This is a genomic window from Kribbella sp. NPDC026596 (assembly GCF_040638415.1).
Lineage (GTDB): Bacteria > Actinomycetota > Actinomycetes > Propionibacteriales > Kribbellaceae > Kribbella.
In genome coordinates this window covers 130,183-145,423 of sequence record NZ_JBEZYF010000013.1, presented here as the reverse complement: position 1 = coordinate 145,423, position 15,241 = coordinate 130,183, and the positions used below count along the sequence as shown (strand labels likewise).

The window sequence follows — 15,241 nt, the reverse complement described above, 5'->3', positions numbered from 1 at the left end:
TAGAGTTCGCTGCGGTGTCAGCGAGCTTCGGAGGCGGCGATGGGTGAGCGGTACGACGGGACGAGTCGGCGGCGTCTGCTGCAGGCGGGGGCACTTGGTGCGGGAGCGGTCATCGCACCTGGGGTGCTGGGCGCCGGGAGCGCCGCAGCGTCCGGGACCGACGCGGCGGGGGCAAGTCAGGCCAGGGAGAGCCAGGCTGGGAAGCACGTGGCAAGTGGACGGATCGACACTGAGCACCCGCGGTTCACGGTGGCGGTTGTACCGGATACGCAGTATCAGTTCGATCAGGATCGGGGGGACTCGGCGCCGCTGACGGCGAGCTTCGAGTGGCTGATCGAGCAGCGAGCGGCGGAGAACATCGTGTTCGTCGCGCATCTTGGTGATGTGGTGGAGAACGCTTTGGCGATGGAGTTCGCCCAGGCTGACCCTGTCTTCAAGATCCTCGACCGAGCCCGGTACCCGTACAGCGTGCTGGCCGGGAACCACGACATCGACGCGTCGAAGGATGACACTCGCGGGGCGTCGGCGTACCTGAACACGTTCGGGCCGCAGCGGTTCCGGCGGATGGCGACGTACGGCGGGTCGACGGCGAACGGGTACAACTCCTACCACGTGTTCCGGGCGGCCGGGCGGCAGTGGTTGCTGCTGGCAATGGACTGGCGGCCGTCGGATGCGAGCTTCGCGTGGGCACGCGAGGTCATCGCCAAACACCCGCGGCTGCCGGTCATCCTCACCACGCACGAGCTGGTGAACGCCGACCACGGCAACCCGGTGGCGTACTTCACCGATCACGGCAACCGGGTCTGGGATCAGCTGGTGAAGGACAACGACCAGATCTTCCTCACGCTCAACGGGCACTTCTGGCCGCCCGGCCGGGTGGTCCGCCAGAACGCCGCCGGCCACGACGTACACCTGCACCTGACCAACTACCAGGACCGGTACTACGGCGGCTCCGGCATGATCCGGCTCTACCACTTCGAGCTGGCCCGGAACACGATCGACGTCGAGACGATCGCGCCGTGGATCATGGACCAGGACCCGGCCCGGCGCAGTGAGTTGGCCGAGGGTGAGCTCGAGTTGACCGACGACACCAACCGGTTCAGCATTCCGATCGACTTCGCTGAGCGGTTCGCCGGGTTCGCGCCGGTCGCGGTTCGCGCGGCTCGGCCTGCTGCTCAACTCGTGATCCCTGGCACAGCGGCGTACTGGCGCTTTGACGGGCCGGTCGCCGACCAGGTGGTCGATCACTCGGGCAAGGGCAACCATCTGACCCGCGTGCAGCTCGGCGGGGATGCACCGGTCGCGAGTGCCGAGTTCCACGCCGACCAGCCTGGGCATGCCAGCTGGTTGTTTGCTGGTGGCAAGAATCCGGCCCGCGGTGGTTATCTCCGTACGGCGGACAACGCGCCGCTCAACGCTCTCACGTTCGCCAACGGCTACACGATCGAGGCGTTCGTGAAACTCGCCGACGACAACGCGGATCACTCGTGGGAGGGGCTGCTCAGCCGGATGGGTACGGGCGCCGACGCCGGCAAGACCGGGAGCGACCCGTCCGAGCCGGTCGTCAACCTCGCCTTCTCCGGCGGGCGGCAGCTGCAGTGGGCGGTGTACCCGCTGGACCGCAACGACACGTTCACGAACTGGGGTCACGAGCAGGTCGCCGGGAAGTGGTTCCACCTCGCCGTGGTCAACGACGGACGGCACAGCACGCTGTACGTCGACTCGTCGCCGCTCCTGCGCAATCCGGCGACTCCGTCGAACGGGCTCGCGACCGCCGGCAAGCCGTGGTTGCTGGCCGCCAACCACTACGACAACGTGATCGAGCAGGCCTTCGCGGGTCACATCGGCGAGCTCCGCATCGTCACCCGAGCCCTGAAGCCGTCACAATTCCTCAACGCCTGACCCCGCCACCGCCAGTCGACGCGCGAACCGCAACAGGAACTCGGGACCGGGCACAGGAACTGAGGGCCGGGCACAGGTTATAACCTGTTCAAGGCCCCCAGTTGGTGGCCACGGCCCCCAGTTGGTGTTCAAGGTCCCGGTCCGGGCGGTGGGCGGTTAGAGGTAGGAGCGGATTAGGGCTTCCTGGGCGGGGAGGAGGGCCAACTCCTCGGGGGTGAGGGTGACGTTGCGGCCTCGGACCGCCAGGGCGTCGGCCAGGCCGGGGGTGGGGTCGATGGAGTTGGCGAGGTAGGTGGCGAGGGCCTCGCGTATCAGTGGGGTGAGCTCTTCGAAGGACGGGTCCAGCGCGACCTGGGCGCAGATGATCGCGGTCATCGCGATGTCGAAGGCGGCTGTACCTTCCTCGGCGTTGCGCCAGTCGATGACGACCGGACCGTCGTCGGTGGCGATCACGTTGAGCGGGTGCAGGTCGCCGTGGACGACGACGCGACCTGGGGTGCCGCTGGGGGCGGGGATCGCGTGCAGCCGGCGGTGCAGGTCGGCGTGGATCTCGCCGAGTTCGGTCCCGCTGAGGTCACCGGCGATGGCCGCGTCGGCGAGCGTCGGACCGTTCAGTCGCTGGATCACCATGTCCGGGCCGACGATCTCACGCACCGCCGGGACCGGGTAGTCGTACTTCGCGACGTGCCGCATGAAGTCGGCTTCGTCGCGGACCGGATATCCGTCGCGGTACCGCCGCAGCACCCAGTGGTCGTCAATGGAGTAGATGTCCGCGTCCCGCCCAGCAGCAAACGGCTCGGCGCCCGGCGGCAGGAGGGCGGAAGAGCCCGCCGTCCCGGCATCCGAGCGGCTGGCCGCGGACTGCTCCGGCCCGTCGGCCGGGTCGGCCGTCACCCGACCTGGCAGCCGCCGGCTGCCGGTTCCATGGGCTTGGCACCGATTGTTGGCATACCCAACATCACTCCAGGTGTCGCCACCGGGGCGTCCTGCGCGCGTTCCCAGGCGTCGCCGGCGCGCGTACGGCGTACTGCGCCGAAGACGTCCGCGACCAAGTGGTGGGGTGCGGCGTACGTGACCTCGACGGTGGCCAGGTCACCGGGTCGCGGCTTCGAGACATCGGAAGGGAGCGCGAAGTGGACGAGGCGGTTGTCGCGGGCACGGCCGCTGAGTCGATGGGTGGCGGCGTCCTTGCGGCCCTCCCCTTCGGCGACGAGCACCTCGAGCGAACGCCCGACCATCGACTTGTTCTCGTCCCAAGCCATGTCGTCCTGCAACGCGACGAGTCGCTCGTACCGGTCCTGGACGACGTCGCGCGGGACCTGGTCCTCCATCGACTCCGCCGGCGTCCCCGGGCGCTTGGAGTACTGGAAGGTGAACGCCCCCGCGAACCGTGCCTGCCGGACCACGTCGAGCGTGCCCTGGAAGTCCTCCTCGGTCTCCCCCGGGAAACCGACGATGATGTCGGTCGTGATCGCCGCATCTGGCATCGCCGCGCGAACGTCCTCGATGATCTTCAAATACCGATCACGCCGGTACGAGCGCCGCATCGCCTTCAGAACCCGGTCCGACCCGGACTGCAGCGGCATGTGCAGCGAGGGCATCACGTTCGGCGTCTCGGCCATCGCCTCGATCACGTCCGCGGTGAAGTCCCGCGGGTGCGGCGAGGTGAACCGGACCCGCTCCAGACCGTCGATCCCGCCGCACGCCCGGAGCAGCTTCGAGAACGCGTACCGGTCGCCGAACTCGACGCCGTACGAGTTCACGTTCTGGCCGAGCAGGGTCACCTCGAGGACACCCTCGCCGACCAGCGCCTCGACCTCGGCCAGGATCTCGCCCGGCCGGCGGTCCTTCTCGCGGCCGCGCAGCGCCGGCACGATGCAGAACGTGCAGGTGTTGTTGCAGCCAACGCTCACCGAAACCCAGGCCGAGTACGGCGATTCGCGGCGGGTCGGCAGGGTCGACGGGAACACCTCGAGCGACTCGAGGATCTCGACCTGCGACTCCTGCTCGACCCGGGCGCGCTCCAGCAGCACCGGCAGCGAGCCGATGTTGTGGGTGCCGAACACGACGTCCACCCATGGTGCCTTCGCCGTGATCGACGCCTTGTCCTTCTGCGCCAGACAACCACCGACGGCGATCTGCATGTCCGGCCTGAGAGCCTTCACCGGCGCCAGATGGCCGAGGTTGCCGTACAGCTTGTTGTCGGCGTTCTCCCGGACCGCGCAGGTGTTGAAGACGACCACATCGGCCTGGTCACCCTCGGGCGCGCGGACATAACCAGCGTCCTCCAGCAGCCCGCGCAGGCGCTCGGAGTCGTGGACGTTCATCTGGCACCCGTAGGTGCGGACCTCATAAGTACGCATGACAGCCACCAAGAGTACGTGCCCCGGTAGACAAATCCCTACCTGGGACCGGGTGCCTGTAACCCCTGACCGGCAGGCTCCCGCCGAGAATAGTGAGGGGCATGAACAGTTCTCGCCGTCAGTTCCTCGCCCGCACCGCCGCCGGAGCCGCCGTGATCGCCGGCGGTTCCTTCCCCACTGTCTCCGCCGCGGCCCTCGCCAAGCCAATGCCGACCGCCCTCACCCGGCCGACCCTGACCGCCCTCACCAACGCCACCGTGATCGACGTCGTCACCGGTCATCGCAACCGCCACCAAACCATCCTGATCAGCGGCGACCGGATCGTCGGCGTCGGCCGACTGCCGGTACCGCGCGGCGCCACCGTGATCGACGCGACCGGCAAGTTCGTCATCCCGGGCCTCGCCGACATGCACGTCCACAGCCTCGGCGACGAGCGTGTCTCGCCGCCGCTCTACCTGGCCAACGGACTGACCACGGTCCGCGAGATGGCCGCCAGCAACCCCATGCTCTACGACTGGCGGGACCGGATCGACGCCGGCACCCTGCTCGGCCCGCGGATGATCGTCGCCAGCCAGATCATCGACGGCGACCCGACCCTGTGGGATCCGAACCTCCTGCACGTCATGGTCGTCTCCGACGCCGCCGAGGCCCGGGCCGCCGTACGCCAGGTCAAGGAAGAGGGCGCCGACTTCATCAAGGTGTACTCGCGCCTGAACAAGGAGTCGTACGCCGCCATCATCGACGAGGCCCGCAAGACCGGCCTCACGGTCCACGGCCACGGCCCGGACGAACTCACCTCCAAGGAGATCAGCAACGCGGGCCAGCGCAGCATCGAGCACATCCACTCCCTCGGCCTGTCCGTGTCCACCCGGGAGGCCGACGTACGCCGGATGGTCCGCGCGATCAAGGTGAACACCGGGGACTACAACGCGTGGTTCCGGCAACTGCACCCGATCGAGTGGATCGCCGCGAACACGTACAGCCCGGCCCGGGCCGCCGACGTGTTCGGCACTCTCCGTCGCAACAACACCCGGATCACGCCGACGCTGACCATGCACAACGTGCTCGACCAGATCGACTACACCCGCCTCGACCCGGCCCTGGCGAAGTACCTGAGCGCGGACTCCATCGGCACCTATGACTACGTGATCGAGAACCTGTACGGCGCCAACCGGACCGCCGAGGAGATCGCGCACCAGCGGCAGATGTGGGCGTGGCGGAAGCGCTTCGTCCGCGAGTTGATCGCCCACGACGTACCGATCATGGCCGGCACCGACACGGGTACGCCGTACAGCGTGCCCGGCTTCGCACTACATGACGAGCTCGAGCACCTGGTCGAAGCCGGCGCCACCCCACGCCAGGCCCTGTACGCCGCCACCGCCGAGCCGGCCGCCTTCCTCGGGCTCAACCGAGACCTTGGCACGGTGGAGGCGGGCAAGATCGCTGACCTCGTCGTGCTGGACGCGGACCCGCTGACCGACATCCGCAACAGCCGGCGGATCAACACCGTCGTCACCCGCGGCCGCGTCATCTCACCGGCGCAGCGCCGGCGGATGCTCGCCGACGTGGAGGCCGCAGTGCAGCAGCCCGCGACTGCCGCCACCATCGCCACCGGTGGCTGCTGCGGCGGCGGTCGGCCCCGCTGACAAACCTGACTCCCGGGCCGGAGGCCCGCCCGCACCGACCCGGGAGCCGCACCTAACCGAGCCGCGCCAGGTCCCGCGTCCGCTCGGACCGGGACCGCTCGGACGGTGTCCGCTCGGGCCGGGGAGGATCCGGCGCGAGCGAGCCGTCGGGAGCCACATGGGCGAAGATCTGCTCGACCAGGGCGATCACATGAGGGTCGTCGACGGTGTAGAACAGTCGGCGCCCCTCTCGCCGAGCGTGAACCAGTCCCGCCAGCCGGAGCTTGGCAAGGTGCTGACTCGCCGTCTGCACGCTGACGCCGGTCAAGGCCGCCAGCGTGCCGACGTCGTACTCGGCGCAGCTCGCCAACGCCACCAGATGCAGCCGGACCGGAGCGAACAGCAGACCGAACGTCCGGGCGGCGGTGACGAGCTGAGGCGTGGTCGGCTCGATCATGCGTCGACGCGTGCCTTGGGCGGGATCGGCATCCCGTACGGATCTCGCGTCGGGAAGCCGAGCGCCGCGTCGATCAGGTCCTCGAGCCGCTCGCTCAGACCTTGCTCGAGTACGGCGGCCTCCACCGCCACCTCAGCCAGGTCGACACCGAGCACACGGTGCAGGAAGGTCTCCAGCAGCTGCTGGCGTCTGCCGTCCATGACAGCCCTCCACTCAGTAGATGTTGGACGGGCGGACCATGCCCTCGGCCAGATCGCCGAAGCCCGGCGCCATGATCGCGCCCGGGTTGCCGAGGATCTCTTCCACCACAGCGGTCTCGGTGGTGATCAGCAGCGCCGCGATCGAGGCCGCGCTCTCGAATGCCGCCCGGGTGACCTTCAGCGGGTCGATCACCGCCTCGTCGACCATGTCGGCGTACTGGCCGGTGAGCGCGTTGAAACCGTGGCCGAGTGGCAGTTCGGCGACCCGCGCCACCACCTCGTCGCCGTCGTACCCGGCGTTGATCGCGATCCACCGCAGCGGCTCCGGCAAGGCACGTCGTACGACGTCCCGCCCGATCGCCTCGTCGCCGCTCAGCTCCAGCTTCGACAGCTCAGCCTGCGTCTGGACCAGGGCGGTCCCACCACCGGCGACCACACCCTCCTCGAGCGCGGCCCGAGTCGCGGCCAGCGAGTCCTCGACCCGCAGCATCCGTTCCTTCAGCTCGACGCTGGTCGCGCCACCGACCCGGATCACCGCGACCTTGCCGGCCAGCCGCGCCATCCGCAGTTGCAGGCTGTCCTGGTCCGCGTCGATCTTGGCCCGCTCGAACTGCTTCTCCAGCTGGGCGATCCGCGCCTCCACCAGGGACGCGTCGCCGTGACCGCCGACGATCGTGGTGCTGTTCTCGGTGATCGTGATCCGGTCGCAGGAACCCAGGTGTTCCCGGGTGACCTCGTGCAGGTCGAGGCCGGTGTCCTTCGCGATCACCGTGCCGCCGAGGGCGGTAGCGAGATCCTCCAGCTCCGCGATCCGGCGGTGACCGAAGCCGGGGGCGTGCACGACGACGGACCGCATCGTGTTGTGCATGTTCCCGCCGACGAGCAGCTGCAACGCCGGTCCGTCGACGTCCTCCGCGAGTACGACGAGCGCACGATCCGCGCGCTTGGCCACCTCGATGGTCGGCATGATGTCCTGCACCTGGCTGATCTTCTTGTTCGTCAGCAGGATCACCGGGTTGTCGTAGACGGTCTCCATCCGCTCCCGGTCGGTGACCATGTACGCCGAGACGTACCCGTGGTCGAACTCGATGCCGTCGACAACCTCCACCGACATCCCCAGCGTGTCGGACTCCTCCGTGGTGACGACACCGTTGCGCCCGACCCAGTCGACCGCGTCCGCGATCACCGCGCCGATGGTCTCGTCGTCGCTGGCCGCCAGGGTCGCGATGTGCCGCAGCTCGTCCTGACCGCCGACGGAGACGGCCCGGCTCCGCAGGGTCTCGATGACCAGCGGCACGGTCTGCTCGATGCCACGCCGTACGCGCATCGGGTTCGCGCCGGCGTCGACCGCGCGCAGGCCCTCGCGAACCATCGCCTGGGCGAGCACCGTCGCGGTGGTGGTGCCGTCGCCGACCACGCCGTTGGTCTTCATCGCGACTTCCTTCACCAGCTGTGCGCCCATGTTGGCGAACGGCTCGCGCAGCTGGATCTCCCGCGCGATGGTGACTCCGTCGTTGGTGATGGTCGGTGGACCGGTCAGCTTCTCCAGGACCGCGTTGCGGCCCTTCGGCCCCAGCGTCACCTTGATCGCGTCCGCGAGCGCGTTCACCCCGGACTCGAGCAACCGCCGCGCATCCGTGTTGAACCGTACTTCTTTCGCCATGGTCAGACCGCCTTCGCTGTCACGGGATGAGGATCGCCCGGCCGCGGACCTTGCCGTGGTCGAGGTCGTCGAGGGCTTGCTGGAACTGCGCCAGCGGGTACTTCGTGGTGTGCAGTGCGACCTTCCCCTGGGCCGCGAGCTCCATCAGGTCCTGCAGGTCGTTGTAGGAGCCGACCAGGTTCCCGATGAAGTTGATCTCGGTCGAGATCAGGTCGATGGTCGGTACGTCGAGGTTCTCGCCGTACCCGACGACGTAGTAGTTGCCGGCCCGCCGCAGCATCGCCACCCCGTCGGCGGTCGCGCCGCCCTCACCGACGAAGTCGACGACGGCCTCGGCGCCGGCCCCGCCGGTCAGCTCCCGGACCTGCTCCACCTGGGTGCCATCGGCAACGATTCCGTGGTCGGCACCGATCTCGACGGCCAGGTCGACCGCGGCCTTGTTGCGGTCGACGACGACCACGGTGGCGGCCGAGATCGCCTTCATCACCTGGACCCCGATGTGCCCGAGGCCGCCGGCCCCGATCATCACGCACACCGCACCCGGCCGCAGCGCCCGGGCTGCCTTGACCACCGCGTGGTACGCCGTCAGCCCGGCGTCGGCCAGCGCCGCCACATCGGCCGGCTCCAGGCTGTCGTCGATCCGCACGACGCTGCGGGCGGTCGTGTGCAGGTACTCGGCGTACCCGCCGTCGGTGTCGATCCCCGGGAAACTGCTGGACTCGCAGTGCACGTCGTCGCCGGAGCGGCAGGCACGGCACAGACCGCAGGTGACCAGCGGGTGCAGGATCACCTTGTCGCCGACCGCGACATGCGTGACGGCGTCGCCGACGGCGTGCACCCAGCCCGCGTTCTCGTGGCCGATCGTGTACGGAAGCCGTACGCCGCTCTTCTCGGCCCACTGTCCTTCGAGAATGTGAAGGTCGGTCCGGCAGACGCCCGCGCCACCGATCCTGACGACGACGTCGAGCGGCCCGGTGATCTTCGGCTCGGGTACGTCGGTGAGCTGAAGCTTGCTGTGATAGCCGACGACCTGGACGGCTCTCATGTGGTCCTCCTCGTGTTGGTGATCCGGGTGGCCAGGCCGCCCGGCTCGTCGTCGTACCGGGTGGCCAGCAGGCCCCGGCAGAAGTGCGCGTTGCCCTCGACCGAGATCCGCACCGCCTTGGCGAACCGCAACCGCAGCGGCACTGCTTCGGGCGGCACCGGTACGCCGTCGTCGTCGACGAGCACCAGGTCGTCCGGCCGGATACCGAGCCCGATGCCGGTCCGGCGGCGTAGCAGCGCGTCCTTGTGCGGACCACCGGGAAGCTCGCCGAGGGTGAGCCGGTGCAGCTCGTCGACGGTCCGGCCCGTCGTCTTGAGCAGCGCCATCACGCACCGCTCCATCGCGGCCGTGTGTGCTTTGCGCTGGAAGATGCGGCGGAGCTCGTCCAGGTCCTGCTCGGCCTCGGACCCGAAGGTGCCGAGGTAGCCGGCGTCAGCGGCCAGGCCGGCGTTGATCTTGTCCGAGTCGTGGTGCTCGTCCAGCAGCACCTTCACCTTCCCTACTTGAGGCACCCGACGCAGGGCGTCGACCGCGTCGGATGCCATCAGGTAGGCGAAGTTGGGCGCGCAGAACGAGGTCGGCAGCCGGAGATGGACGGTCACGCCGGCGTCGTCGATCCGGATCGACCGCACGAAGCCGAGGTCGGTGATCGGCTGGTCCAGCTCGGGGTCGACGACGGTCGCCAGCGCCGCCACGACCTCCGTCTCCAGAGCTGGTCCGGCCTGTGTCGTCTGCGCGACCGCGGTCATGATGCCACGGCTTCTTCCTTCGAGCCGACGCCAGCGGGAAGCCTGAGCTCCTCGGGTACGTCGAGGCCGTACAGCGCCGCCGCGTTGAGTCCGAGGATCTTCTTCTTCTGCTCGACCGTGATCGGCGCGTACTCGGTCAACTCCGCGGGGATCTGGAAGTCGACGAACTTCTCCACCAGCCACTTCGGCGTCCAGAGCGCGTAGTCGCTGGAGAACAGGATCCGATCCTCGCCGATCCAGTAGAGCAGCTCACCGATGATCTGCGCGAAGTACCCGGGCCGGCTGTGGATGAACGGCATCGCCACCGCGAGACCGCCGTACACGTTGGGTTCCTGGGTCGCGATCCAGCAGAAGTCCTCGAGCCGCGGCAGGCCGACGTGCTCGACGATGAAGTTCAGCTCGGTGTAGTCGGTCGCCACCTTGTCGATGTCGGCGACGTCGAACGAGTCCCTATCCAGCGGCCGGATGGTGGGGCCCTTGTGGACATGGATGTTCTTGATCCCGAGCTTCAGGCATTCCTCGAGGTAACGGCGCGACCAGGGGTCGTCCAGCTTCCAGCCGCGCGAGTCGCCGCACCACTCGGCGGTGTAGAGCTTGACGCCCTGCAGGTTCATCCGGGCCGCGTCCTTGCGCAGTTGCTCGAGGCCCGCCTCCGCGTGCCTCGGGTCCCAGGCGTGGTTGTAGGTGAGCTTGCCCGGGTTCGCCTTCGTCAGCGCGAGCGCTTCCTCGGTCTGGCCGAATCCGTTGTGGTAGAAGTCGCTCAGGATGGCCGGCTGGAAGATCGCGTGGTCGACGTACCCGTCCTCGAAGAGGTCCTTCAGCAGCCGCTGGCCGCCGTAGTAGGTGTAGGTGTCGTAGTCCCAGACGACCTCTTCGGGGCTGAGGTTCTTGTGGTAGTCGTAGAAGCAGTCGATGAACTGCTTGCCGTGGATGTTCTTCTGGTTCGCCGCCCGCGCGTCCCACAGGGCGATGTGCGCGTCGACGACGAAGTACTTCTCACCGTTCTTCTCGTACATGCGCCCTCACTTCGCGGTGAGGTCGAAGCCGATGTACTCGGCGGCGTCCTCGGGGCTGGCGAACAGGATGGTCTTGTCGTCCAGGTGCACCATCCGGCCGTAGTGGGTGGAGCTGATCTCCTCGAACACCGAGCCGTCGAACTCCGACCCGAGCGCCTCGGACAGCTCGGCGTAGTCGAAGTCGAGCAGGCCGATTCCGTCCACCCGGATCATCGACGGGTACTCGGTCAGCTCGACCCCGTCCTTGGCGCCCATCACCTGGGCGACGACGCGGCCGATCGGGGTGTTCATCAGGGTCACACCGCACTTGTTGGAGAACTCGGTCTCAGATCCGAACTGCATGCTCACTGGTCCAGCTCCTTCGGAGTGTCGAGCCCGAGGTCCTCGAGCAGGGAACGGAACTTCTGCTTGGCCGCGTCCAGGCTCACCGCGAAGGTGACGGACTTCTCGGCCGGCTGCGACCAGATCGGCTGCAGCGCGTGCGCGGCGTCGAGGCAACGCGGCACCCACGTCGCCATCCACTCGCCGAACAGCGCCTTGTTGGTCTCGCCGAATTCGGCGTCCCGGGTCAGCAACCGGAACAGGTTGCGGGTGTAGCCGAGGTCGCGGTCGTAGTCATGCTCACCGGTGCCGACGATCGTCGGCGTGATGTAGTCGCCGTTGCGGGCCGCGATCTGCATCACCAGCTCGGTCCGGAACAGCGATCCGACCAGCTGCTCGAAGACGATGTTGGTGGCGAACAACAGCTCGCACCAGTCGCCCACGGCGGTCAGCCGCTCGACCACCTCACGCGTCGGCTGCCACTCCGGCGCGCTCTTCCAGACCTCCTTGTGGGCCGCGCCGTCGAACGGTACGTCGGCCTCGGACAGGTCCAGGTTGAACAGGGCGAGATCCTGGGCGAACCGCATCTTGTGGGCGGCGTTGACGGCGACCGCGGTGTTGATCATGTTCGTCGGACCGGACCGCTGGATGCTCGTGAACACGTGCAGGGCGAGACCGTTCTCGGCGTGCATCCAGGCGCCGAGATTGCGCTCGACGAACTTCAGCCAGGCCGGGTTCCAGGCGTCGTACGCCCGGGCCCGCTTGGCGTTCTGCAGGCCGAGGTCGACCTGCCGGACGACCGCGGAGTTGTTCCGGTAGATCGTCTGGTTCCACTCCTCGTTCGGGTCGAGGAACGCGTGCCAGTTCGAGGACTTCGCGGCGGTCCACTCCTTCGGGTAGCCGCCGGGACCGTCGCCGAAGCCGTAGATCCAGCCCTGGCTCAGGTGCCGCTCCGGGTCCGGCTGCACGTCGACGGTGACGTCCTCGTACATCGTCGCGCGCAGCTTGGCCGGCTTGTAGTAGTTGTAGGACCGGCTCGTCGAGCTCGGGAACTCCAGCGCGCCGGCCTCGGAGTCGGTGAACTCGATCGTCGGGAAACTGCGCTGCTTCGGTGCTATGGATTGCGCCATCTCAGACTCCATCGGTTGTCACGGGACTGGTGAACTTGTCGTAGAAGACCTGGTCCTTCGGCACGTTGCTTGCCTCCAGCAACGACAGTGCGGCGTCGACCATCGGCGGCGGGCCGCACAGGTAGATCTCGCTGCGGTGCAGCTCGGCCTCCCTCCGCTCGACGATGTCGGTGACGTTGCCGATCTCGGGCTCGAGGCCGTCCGCGCCGTCGGCCGACTCGGACAGGCAGGCGATGAACTCGAACCCGGTCAGGTCCGCACCGAGCTCGCGGATCGCGTCGAGGTAGAACAGGTCGCCGGCCGTCCGGGCGCCGTAGTAGAACCGGACCGGCCGGGTACTCCCGGTCTCCCGCAGGTGCCGCAGGATGGACAGGATGGGCGCCATCCCGGCCCCGCCGGCGACACAGACGACCGGGAGCACGTGGCCGTCCTTGAGGGTGGACGAGCCGTACGGCCCGGTCAGCGACAGCTCGTCGCCGACCTCGAGCTCGCCGTCCAGCAGCGCGGAAAACCGGCCGCCCGGGTACTTCTTGATCAGGAACTCGAGCTGGTCCGGGGTCGACTGCGTCGTCGCCATCGAGAACGACCGGTGGTCGTCGGTGCCGGGGATGGTGATGTCGACGTACTGGCCCGGCCTGAACTCGAACGGCACCGCGGTGGTGAGCCGCAACGAGACGATGTCGCGGGTGACCGGCTCGATCGCCGCGACCCGGGCGGTCACGGTCTGGATCGCGATGCCGCCGAGCAGCTCGTCCTCGTCGTAGTTGAGCAGCTCGATCGTGCAGTCGCTGAACGCGTGGGCCCGGCACAGCAGCACATAGCCCTCGGCGACCTCGGCGTCGTTGCAGGCGAAGGTGGAGTAGCGCTCCATCTGCAGGTCACCCTCGAGGATGTACGACTTGCAGGCGGAGCACTGCCCCTCCTTGCAGCCGTGCATCAGGTGGATGCCCTGGCGGAACGCCGCGTCGAGGATCTTGTCGTCCTCGGTGACGTCCATCTCGATGTCGACCGGTTCGAACCGGATCCGGTGGGTGTCGGCCACGTCGGGCCTCCTCAGGCTGGGGTGGAACGGCTGGTGGCGACGATGCGTCGGCGGCGCCACCAGCCGGCTCGGGGTGGGTCAGGCGGCGCGGGTGCCGTTGGCCTTGTACGCCGCCACGTGGGCCTCGCGCTCGGCGTCGGACATCTCGTTCAGCAGCACGTTGGGGCTCATGAACGTGTTGCCGCGAACGTCGTCGAGGGTCCACATCTTCTTCGGGTCGTCCAGGTCCAGATGTGGCTGCCCGATCAGCGTCTTGCCGTCGTCCCGCACGTACCCGAGGTCCTGGACGATGTCGGCCAGGTCCTTGTTGTGGTGCAGGGTCTCCCACTCACGGAAGCCGGTCAGGCGTCCCATGTTGGGGGTCGGCCGGCCGTCGTACTCACTGCGGAACGCGACCGCGTCGGTCCAGTAGCAGGTCTCCGAGCAGTACGTGCGCCACTGGTCGTCGACCTTCTCGACCACCATGTCCTCACGGATCAGCGCCGGCACCATGCAGGTCCAGCAGCGGTGCGGGTACTGGTACCCGACCTCCTCGAACGCGATCGGCTTGTTCCTGCCCGGGTAGGCGAGCCGGTTGTAGTTCTCCCACCACTTGCCGTACTTGGAGTACCAGCCCGGGTACTTCGACTCGAACCACTCGAAGTCCTTGTCGGTCATGGCGTCGATCCGCCAGTAGTTGACCGGCCATCCGGTGGCGAAGAACCGTGCCACCTCGTGCACGTAGCCCTTGTCCACGATCCGCTTCCAGGCCTCCTCGACCAGGTCGTGCGGGATGGTGAGGCCGTACTTCTCCAGCGGCAGCAGGTAGCTGCGGTAGTAGTCGTCGTAGATCCAGCGGCGCCACATCTCCGCATAGCTCTCCCGGTCCTTGCGGCGGTCCTTCGTGCCGTACTCGATGAAGGTGCCGATGGCCGCGTCCACGACACAGTGGTTGTTCCACCACGCGTAGCGCAGGTCGCGCTCGAGCAGCGGCCGGTTGCGTTCGTCGGCGAGTGCCATCAGCAGGATCGAGTAGCCGTTGCTGATGTGCCGCGACTCGTCGGACTGCACCGAGTGGAACACCGTCGGCAGCAGGTAGTCGCCGTTGGCCGCGGCCTCGTCCGGCATCGCCACGAACAGCGTGTTGGTAAAGGCGGTCTCGGCCACGACGGTCAGGTAGATGTTCGCGGCGGTGATCGCGTCACCGGTGATGAACCCCTCGCCGAACTGCCGGCCGATGGTGCCCGCGTAGTTGTTCGCGAACGCCTTCTCGGTCATGTCGAAACCGGCCGGGTCGATGTAGTTGTTCATGTACAGCCGCTTCAGGTTCATCTGGATCGTCGAGTGCCTGACCTCGTCGATCATCTGCACAGCGAGCCCGTTGTGGATCTCCGGGTTCGGGACGGCGTCGATCGCCATCGGCATCGCCCGGGCCGCCGAGATCTCCGGGAACGGGATGATGCTGAGGAACAGCTTCTGCCATTCCAGCCAGCGCTGCTGCACCTGGCGGAACATGTTGCCGCGGATCGCGCCGTCCATGGCGCCGTACACGCGGTTGTCCTTCTCCTCCTCCATCGGGAAGTAGGAGCGCATGATCTGCTTGAGGGGATCCTTCTTCGGCGCCCTCTCGAACGTGTAGTCGGTCCCGAACCGGGTGGCCGGCGTCGCGAAGGTCGGTTCCCACGACAGCTCGGTGATCTTGGCGTGCGCCTTGGTGAGACTCTGCCTGCTCAATGTGTGCCTCCATGA

Annotated in this window: 14 protein-coding genes; 2 read left to right on the top strand and 12 right to left on the bottom strand. The window is 67.9% G+C overall.

What is annotated here, in order from left to right; genetic code table 11:
• Positions 1 to 39: 39 nt before the first annotated feature.
• Positions 40 to 1,902, top strand: a complete 1,863-nt coding sequence (locus AB0E63_RS13865) for a LamG-like jellyroll fold domain-containing protein (RefSeq protein WP_360365196.1) — start codon at positions 40 to 42, stop codon at positions 1,900 to 1,902.
• A gap of 156 nt (positions 1,903 to 2,058) precedes the next feature.
• Here AB0E63_RS13865 and AB0E63_RS13860 read toward each other — a convergent pair whose 3' ends face one another.
• A complete protein-coding gene (locus AB0E63_RS13860; RefSeq protein ID WP_360365194.1) occupies positions 2,059 to 2,796 on the bottom strand; it encodes a phosphotransferase in 738 nt (245 codons plus the stop codon).
• Entirely contained in the window at positions 2,793 to 4,265 is a 1,473-nt protein-coding gene (gene miaB, locus AB0E63_RS13855) for a tRNA (N6-isopentenyl adenosine(37)-C2)-methylthiotransferase MiaB (protein ID WP_360365192.1), read from the bottom strand. The genes AB0E63_RS13860 and miaB overlap by 4 nt, the downstream gene beginning before the upstream one ends.
• Before the next feature lie 101 nt (positions 4,266 to 4,366).
• Here miaB and AB0E63_RS13850 point away from each other — a divergent pair, with 101 nt between their 5' ends.
• Positions 4,367 to 5,911 carry an amidohydrolase family protein gene (locus tag AB0E63_RS13850; RefSeq protein WP_360365190.1) on the top strand — a complete coding sequence of 515 codons (1,545 nt, stop codon included), beginning with the start codon at positions 4,367 to 4,369 and terminating at the stop codon, positions 5,909 to 5,911.
• A gap of 52 nt (positions 5,912 to 5,963) precedes the next feature.
• Here the strand turns inward: AB0E63_RS13850 and AB0E63_RS13845 are convergent, their stop codons facing one another.
• From AB0E63_RS13845 to AB0E63_RS13800, 10 genes are all read right to left on the bottom strand, one after another.
• The gene (locus AB0E63_RS13845) at positions 5,964 to 6,347 is read right to left on the bottom strand and encodes a metalloregulator ArsR/SmtB family transcription factor (protein WP_360365188.1); all 384 of its coding nucleotides are present in this window, start codon (positions 6,345 to 6,347) and stop codon (positions 5,964 to 5,966) included.
• On the bottom strand, positions 6,344 to 6,547 hold the full coding sequence (locus AB0E63_RS13840) for an iron dependent repressor, metal binding and dimerization domain protein (protein ID WP_360365186.1): 204 nt from the start codon (positions 6,545 to 6,547) through the stop codon (positions 6,344 to 6,346). The genes AB0E63_RS13845 and AB0E63_RS13840 overlap by 4 nt, the downstream gene beginning before the upstream one ends.
• Before the next feature lie 13 nt (positions 6,548 to 6,560).
• The gene (gene groL / locus AB0E63_RS13835; RefSeq protein ID WP_360365184.1) at positions 6,561 to 8,210 is read right to left on the bottom strand and encodes a chaperonin GroEL; all 1,650 of its coding nucleotides are present in this window, start codon (positions 8,208 to 8,210) and stop codon (positions 6,561 to 6,563) included.
• Between the two features lie 19 nt (positions 8,211 to 8,229).
• Positions 8,230 to 9,255 (bottom strand): NAD(P)-dependent alcohol dehydrogenase, encoded by a 1,026-nt coding sequence (locus AB0E63_RS13830; protein WP_360365182.1) that lies wholly within the window; start codon positions 9,253 to 9,255, stop codon positions 8,230 to 8,232.
• A complete protein-coding gene (locus AB0E63_RS13825; protein ID WP_360365180.1) occupies positions 9,252 to 10,004 on the bottom strand; it encodes an iron-sulfur cluster assembly protein in 753 nt (250 codons plus the stop codon). The genes AB0E63_RS13830 and AB0E63_RS13825 overlap by 4 nt, the downstream gene beginning before the upstream one ends.
• Positions 10,001 to 11,020 carry an amidohydrolase family protein gene (locus tag AB0E63_RS13820; protein WP_360365178.1) on the bottom strand — a complete coding sequence of 340 codons (1,020 nt, stop codon included), beginning with the start codon at positions 11,018 to 11,020 and terminating at the stop codon, positions 10,001 to 10,003. The genes AB0E63_RS13825 and AB0E63_RS13820 overlap by 4 nt, the downstream gene beginning before the upstream one ends.
• A gap of 6 nt (positions 11,021 to 11,026) precedes the next feature.
• Positions 11,027 to 11,362 (bottom strand): propane 2-monooxygenase effector subunit MimD, encoded by a 336-nt coding sequence (mimD, locus tag AB0E63_RS13815; protein WP_360365176.1) that lies wholly within the window; start codon positions 11,360 to 11,362, stop codon positions 11,027 to 11,029.
• Positions 11,363 to 11,364: 2 nt separating this feature from the next.
• Complete coding sequence (locus tag AB0E63_RS13810) at positions 11,365 to 12,471, bottom strand: aromatic/alkene monooxygenase hydroxylase subunit beta (RefSeq protein WP_360365174.1); 1,107 nt, start codon at positions 12,469 to 12,471, stop codon at positions 11,365 to 11,367.
• A 1-nt stretch (position 12,472) separates the two neighbouring features.
• Positions 12,473 to 13,513 (bottom strand): FAD-binding oxidoreductase, encoded by a 1,041-nt coding sequence (locus AB0E63_RS13805; protein WP_360365172.1) that lies wholly within the window; start codon positions 13,511 to 13,513, stop codon positions 12,473 to 12,475.
• 78 nt (positions 13,514 to 13,591) lie between these two features.
• Positions 13,592 to 15,226 carry a hypothetical protein gene (locus AB0E63_RS13800; protein ID WP_360365170.1) on the bottom strand — a complete coding sequence of 545 codons (1,635 nt, stop codon included), beginning with the start codon at positions 15,224 to 15,226 and terminating at the stop codon, positions 13,592 to 13,594.
• Positions 15,227 to 15,241: the final 15 nt, after the last annotated feature.

Bases quoted from the DNA above. Each gene is read 5' to 3' on its own strand.
- AB0E63_RS13865 (WP_360365196.1), top strand. From the start codon at position 40: ATGGGTGAGCGGTACGACGGGACGAGTCGGCGGCGTCTGCTGCAGGCG.
- miaB (WP_360365192.1), bottom strand. From the start codon at position 4,265: ATGCGTACTTATGAGGTCCGCACCTACGGGTGCCAGATGAACGTCCAC.
- AB0E63_RS13850 (WP_360365190.1), top strand. From the start codon at position 4,367: ATGAACAGTTCTCGCCGTCAGTTCCTCGCCCGCACCGCCGCCGGAGCC.
- AB0E63_RS13845 (WP_360365188.1), bottom strand. From the start codon at position 6,347: ATGATCGAGCCGACCACGCCTCAGCTCGTCACCGCCGCCCGGACGTTC.
- AB0E63_RS13840 (WP_360365186.1), bottom strand. From the start codon at position 6,547: ATGGACGGCAGACGCCAGCAGCTGCTGGAGACCTTCCTGCACCGTGTG.
- groL (WP_360365184.1), bottom strand. From the start codon at position 8,210: ATGGCGAAAGAAGTACGGTTCAACACGGATGCGCGGCGGTTGCTCGAG.
- AB0E63_RS13830 (WP_360365182.1), bottom strand. From the start codon at position 9,255: ATGAGAGCCGTCCAGGTCGTCGGCTATCACAGCAAGCTTCAGCTCACC.
- AB0E63_RS13825 (WP_360365180.1), bottom strand. From the start codon at position 10,004: ATGACCGCGGTCGCGCAGACGACACAGGCCGGACCAGCTCTGGAGACG.
- AB0E63_RS13820 (WP_360365178.1), bottom strand. From the start codon at position 11,020: ATGTACGAGAAGAACGGTGAGAAGTACTTCGTCGTCGACGCGCACATC.
- mimD (WP_360365176.1), bottom strand. From the start codon at position 11,362: ATGCAGTTCGGATCTGAGACCGAGTTCTCCAACAAGTGCGGTGTGACC.
- AB0E63_RS13810 (WP_360365174.1), bottom strand. From the start codon at position 12,471: ATGGCGCAATCCATAGCACCGAAGCAGCGCAGTTTCCCGACGATCGAG.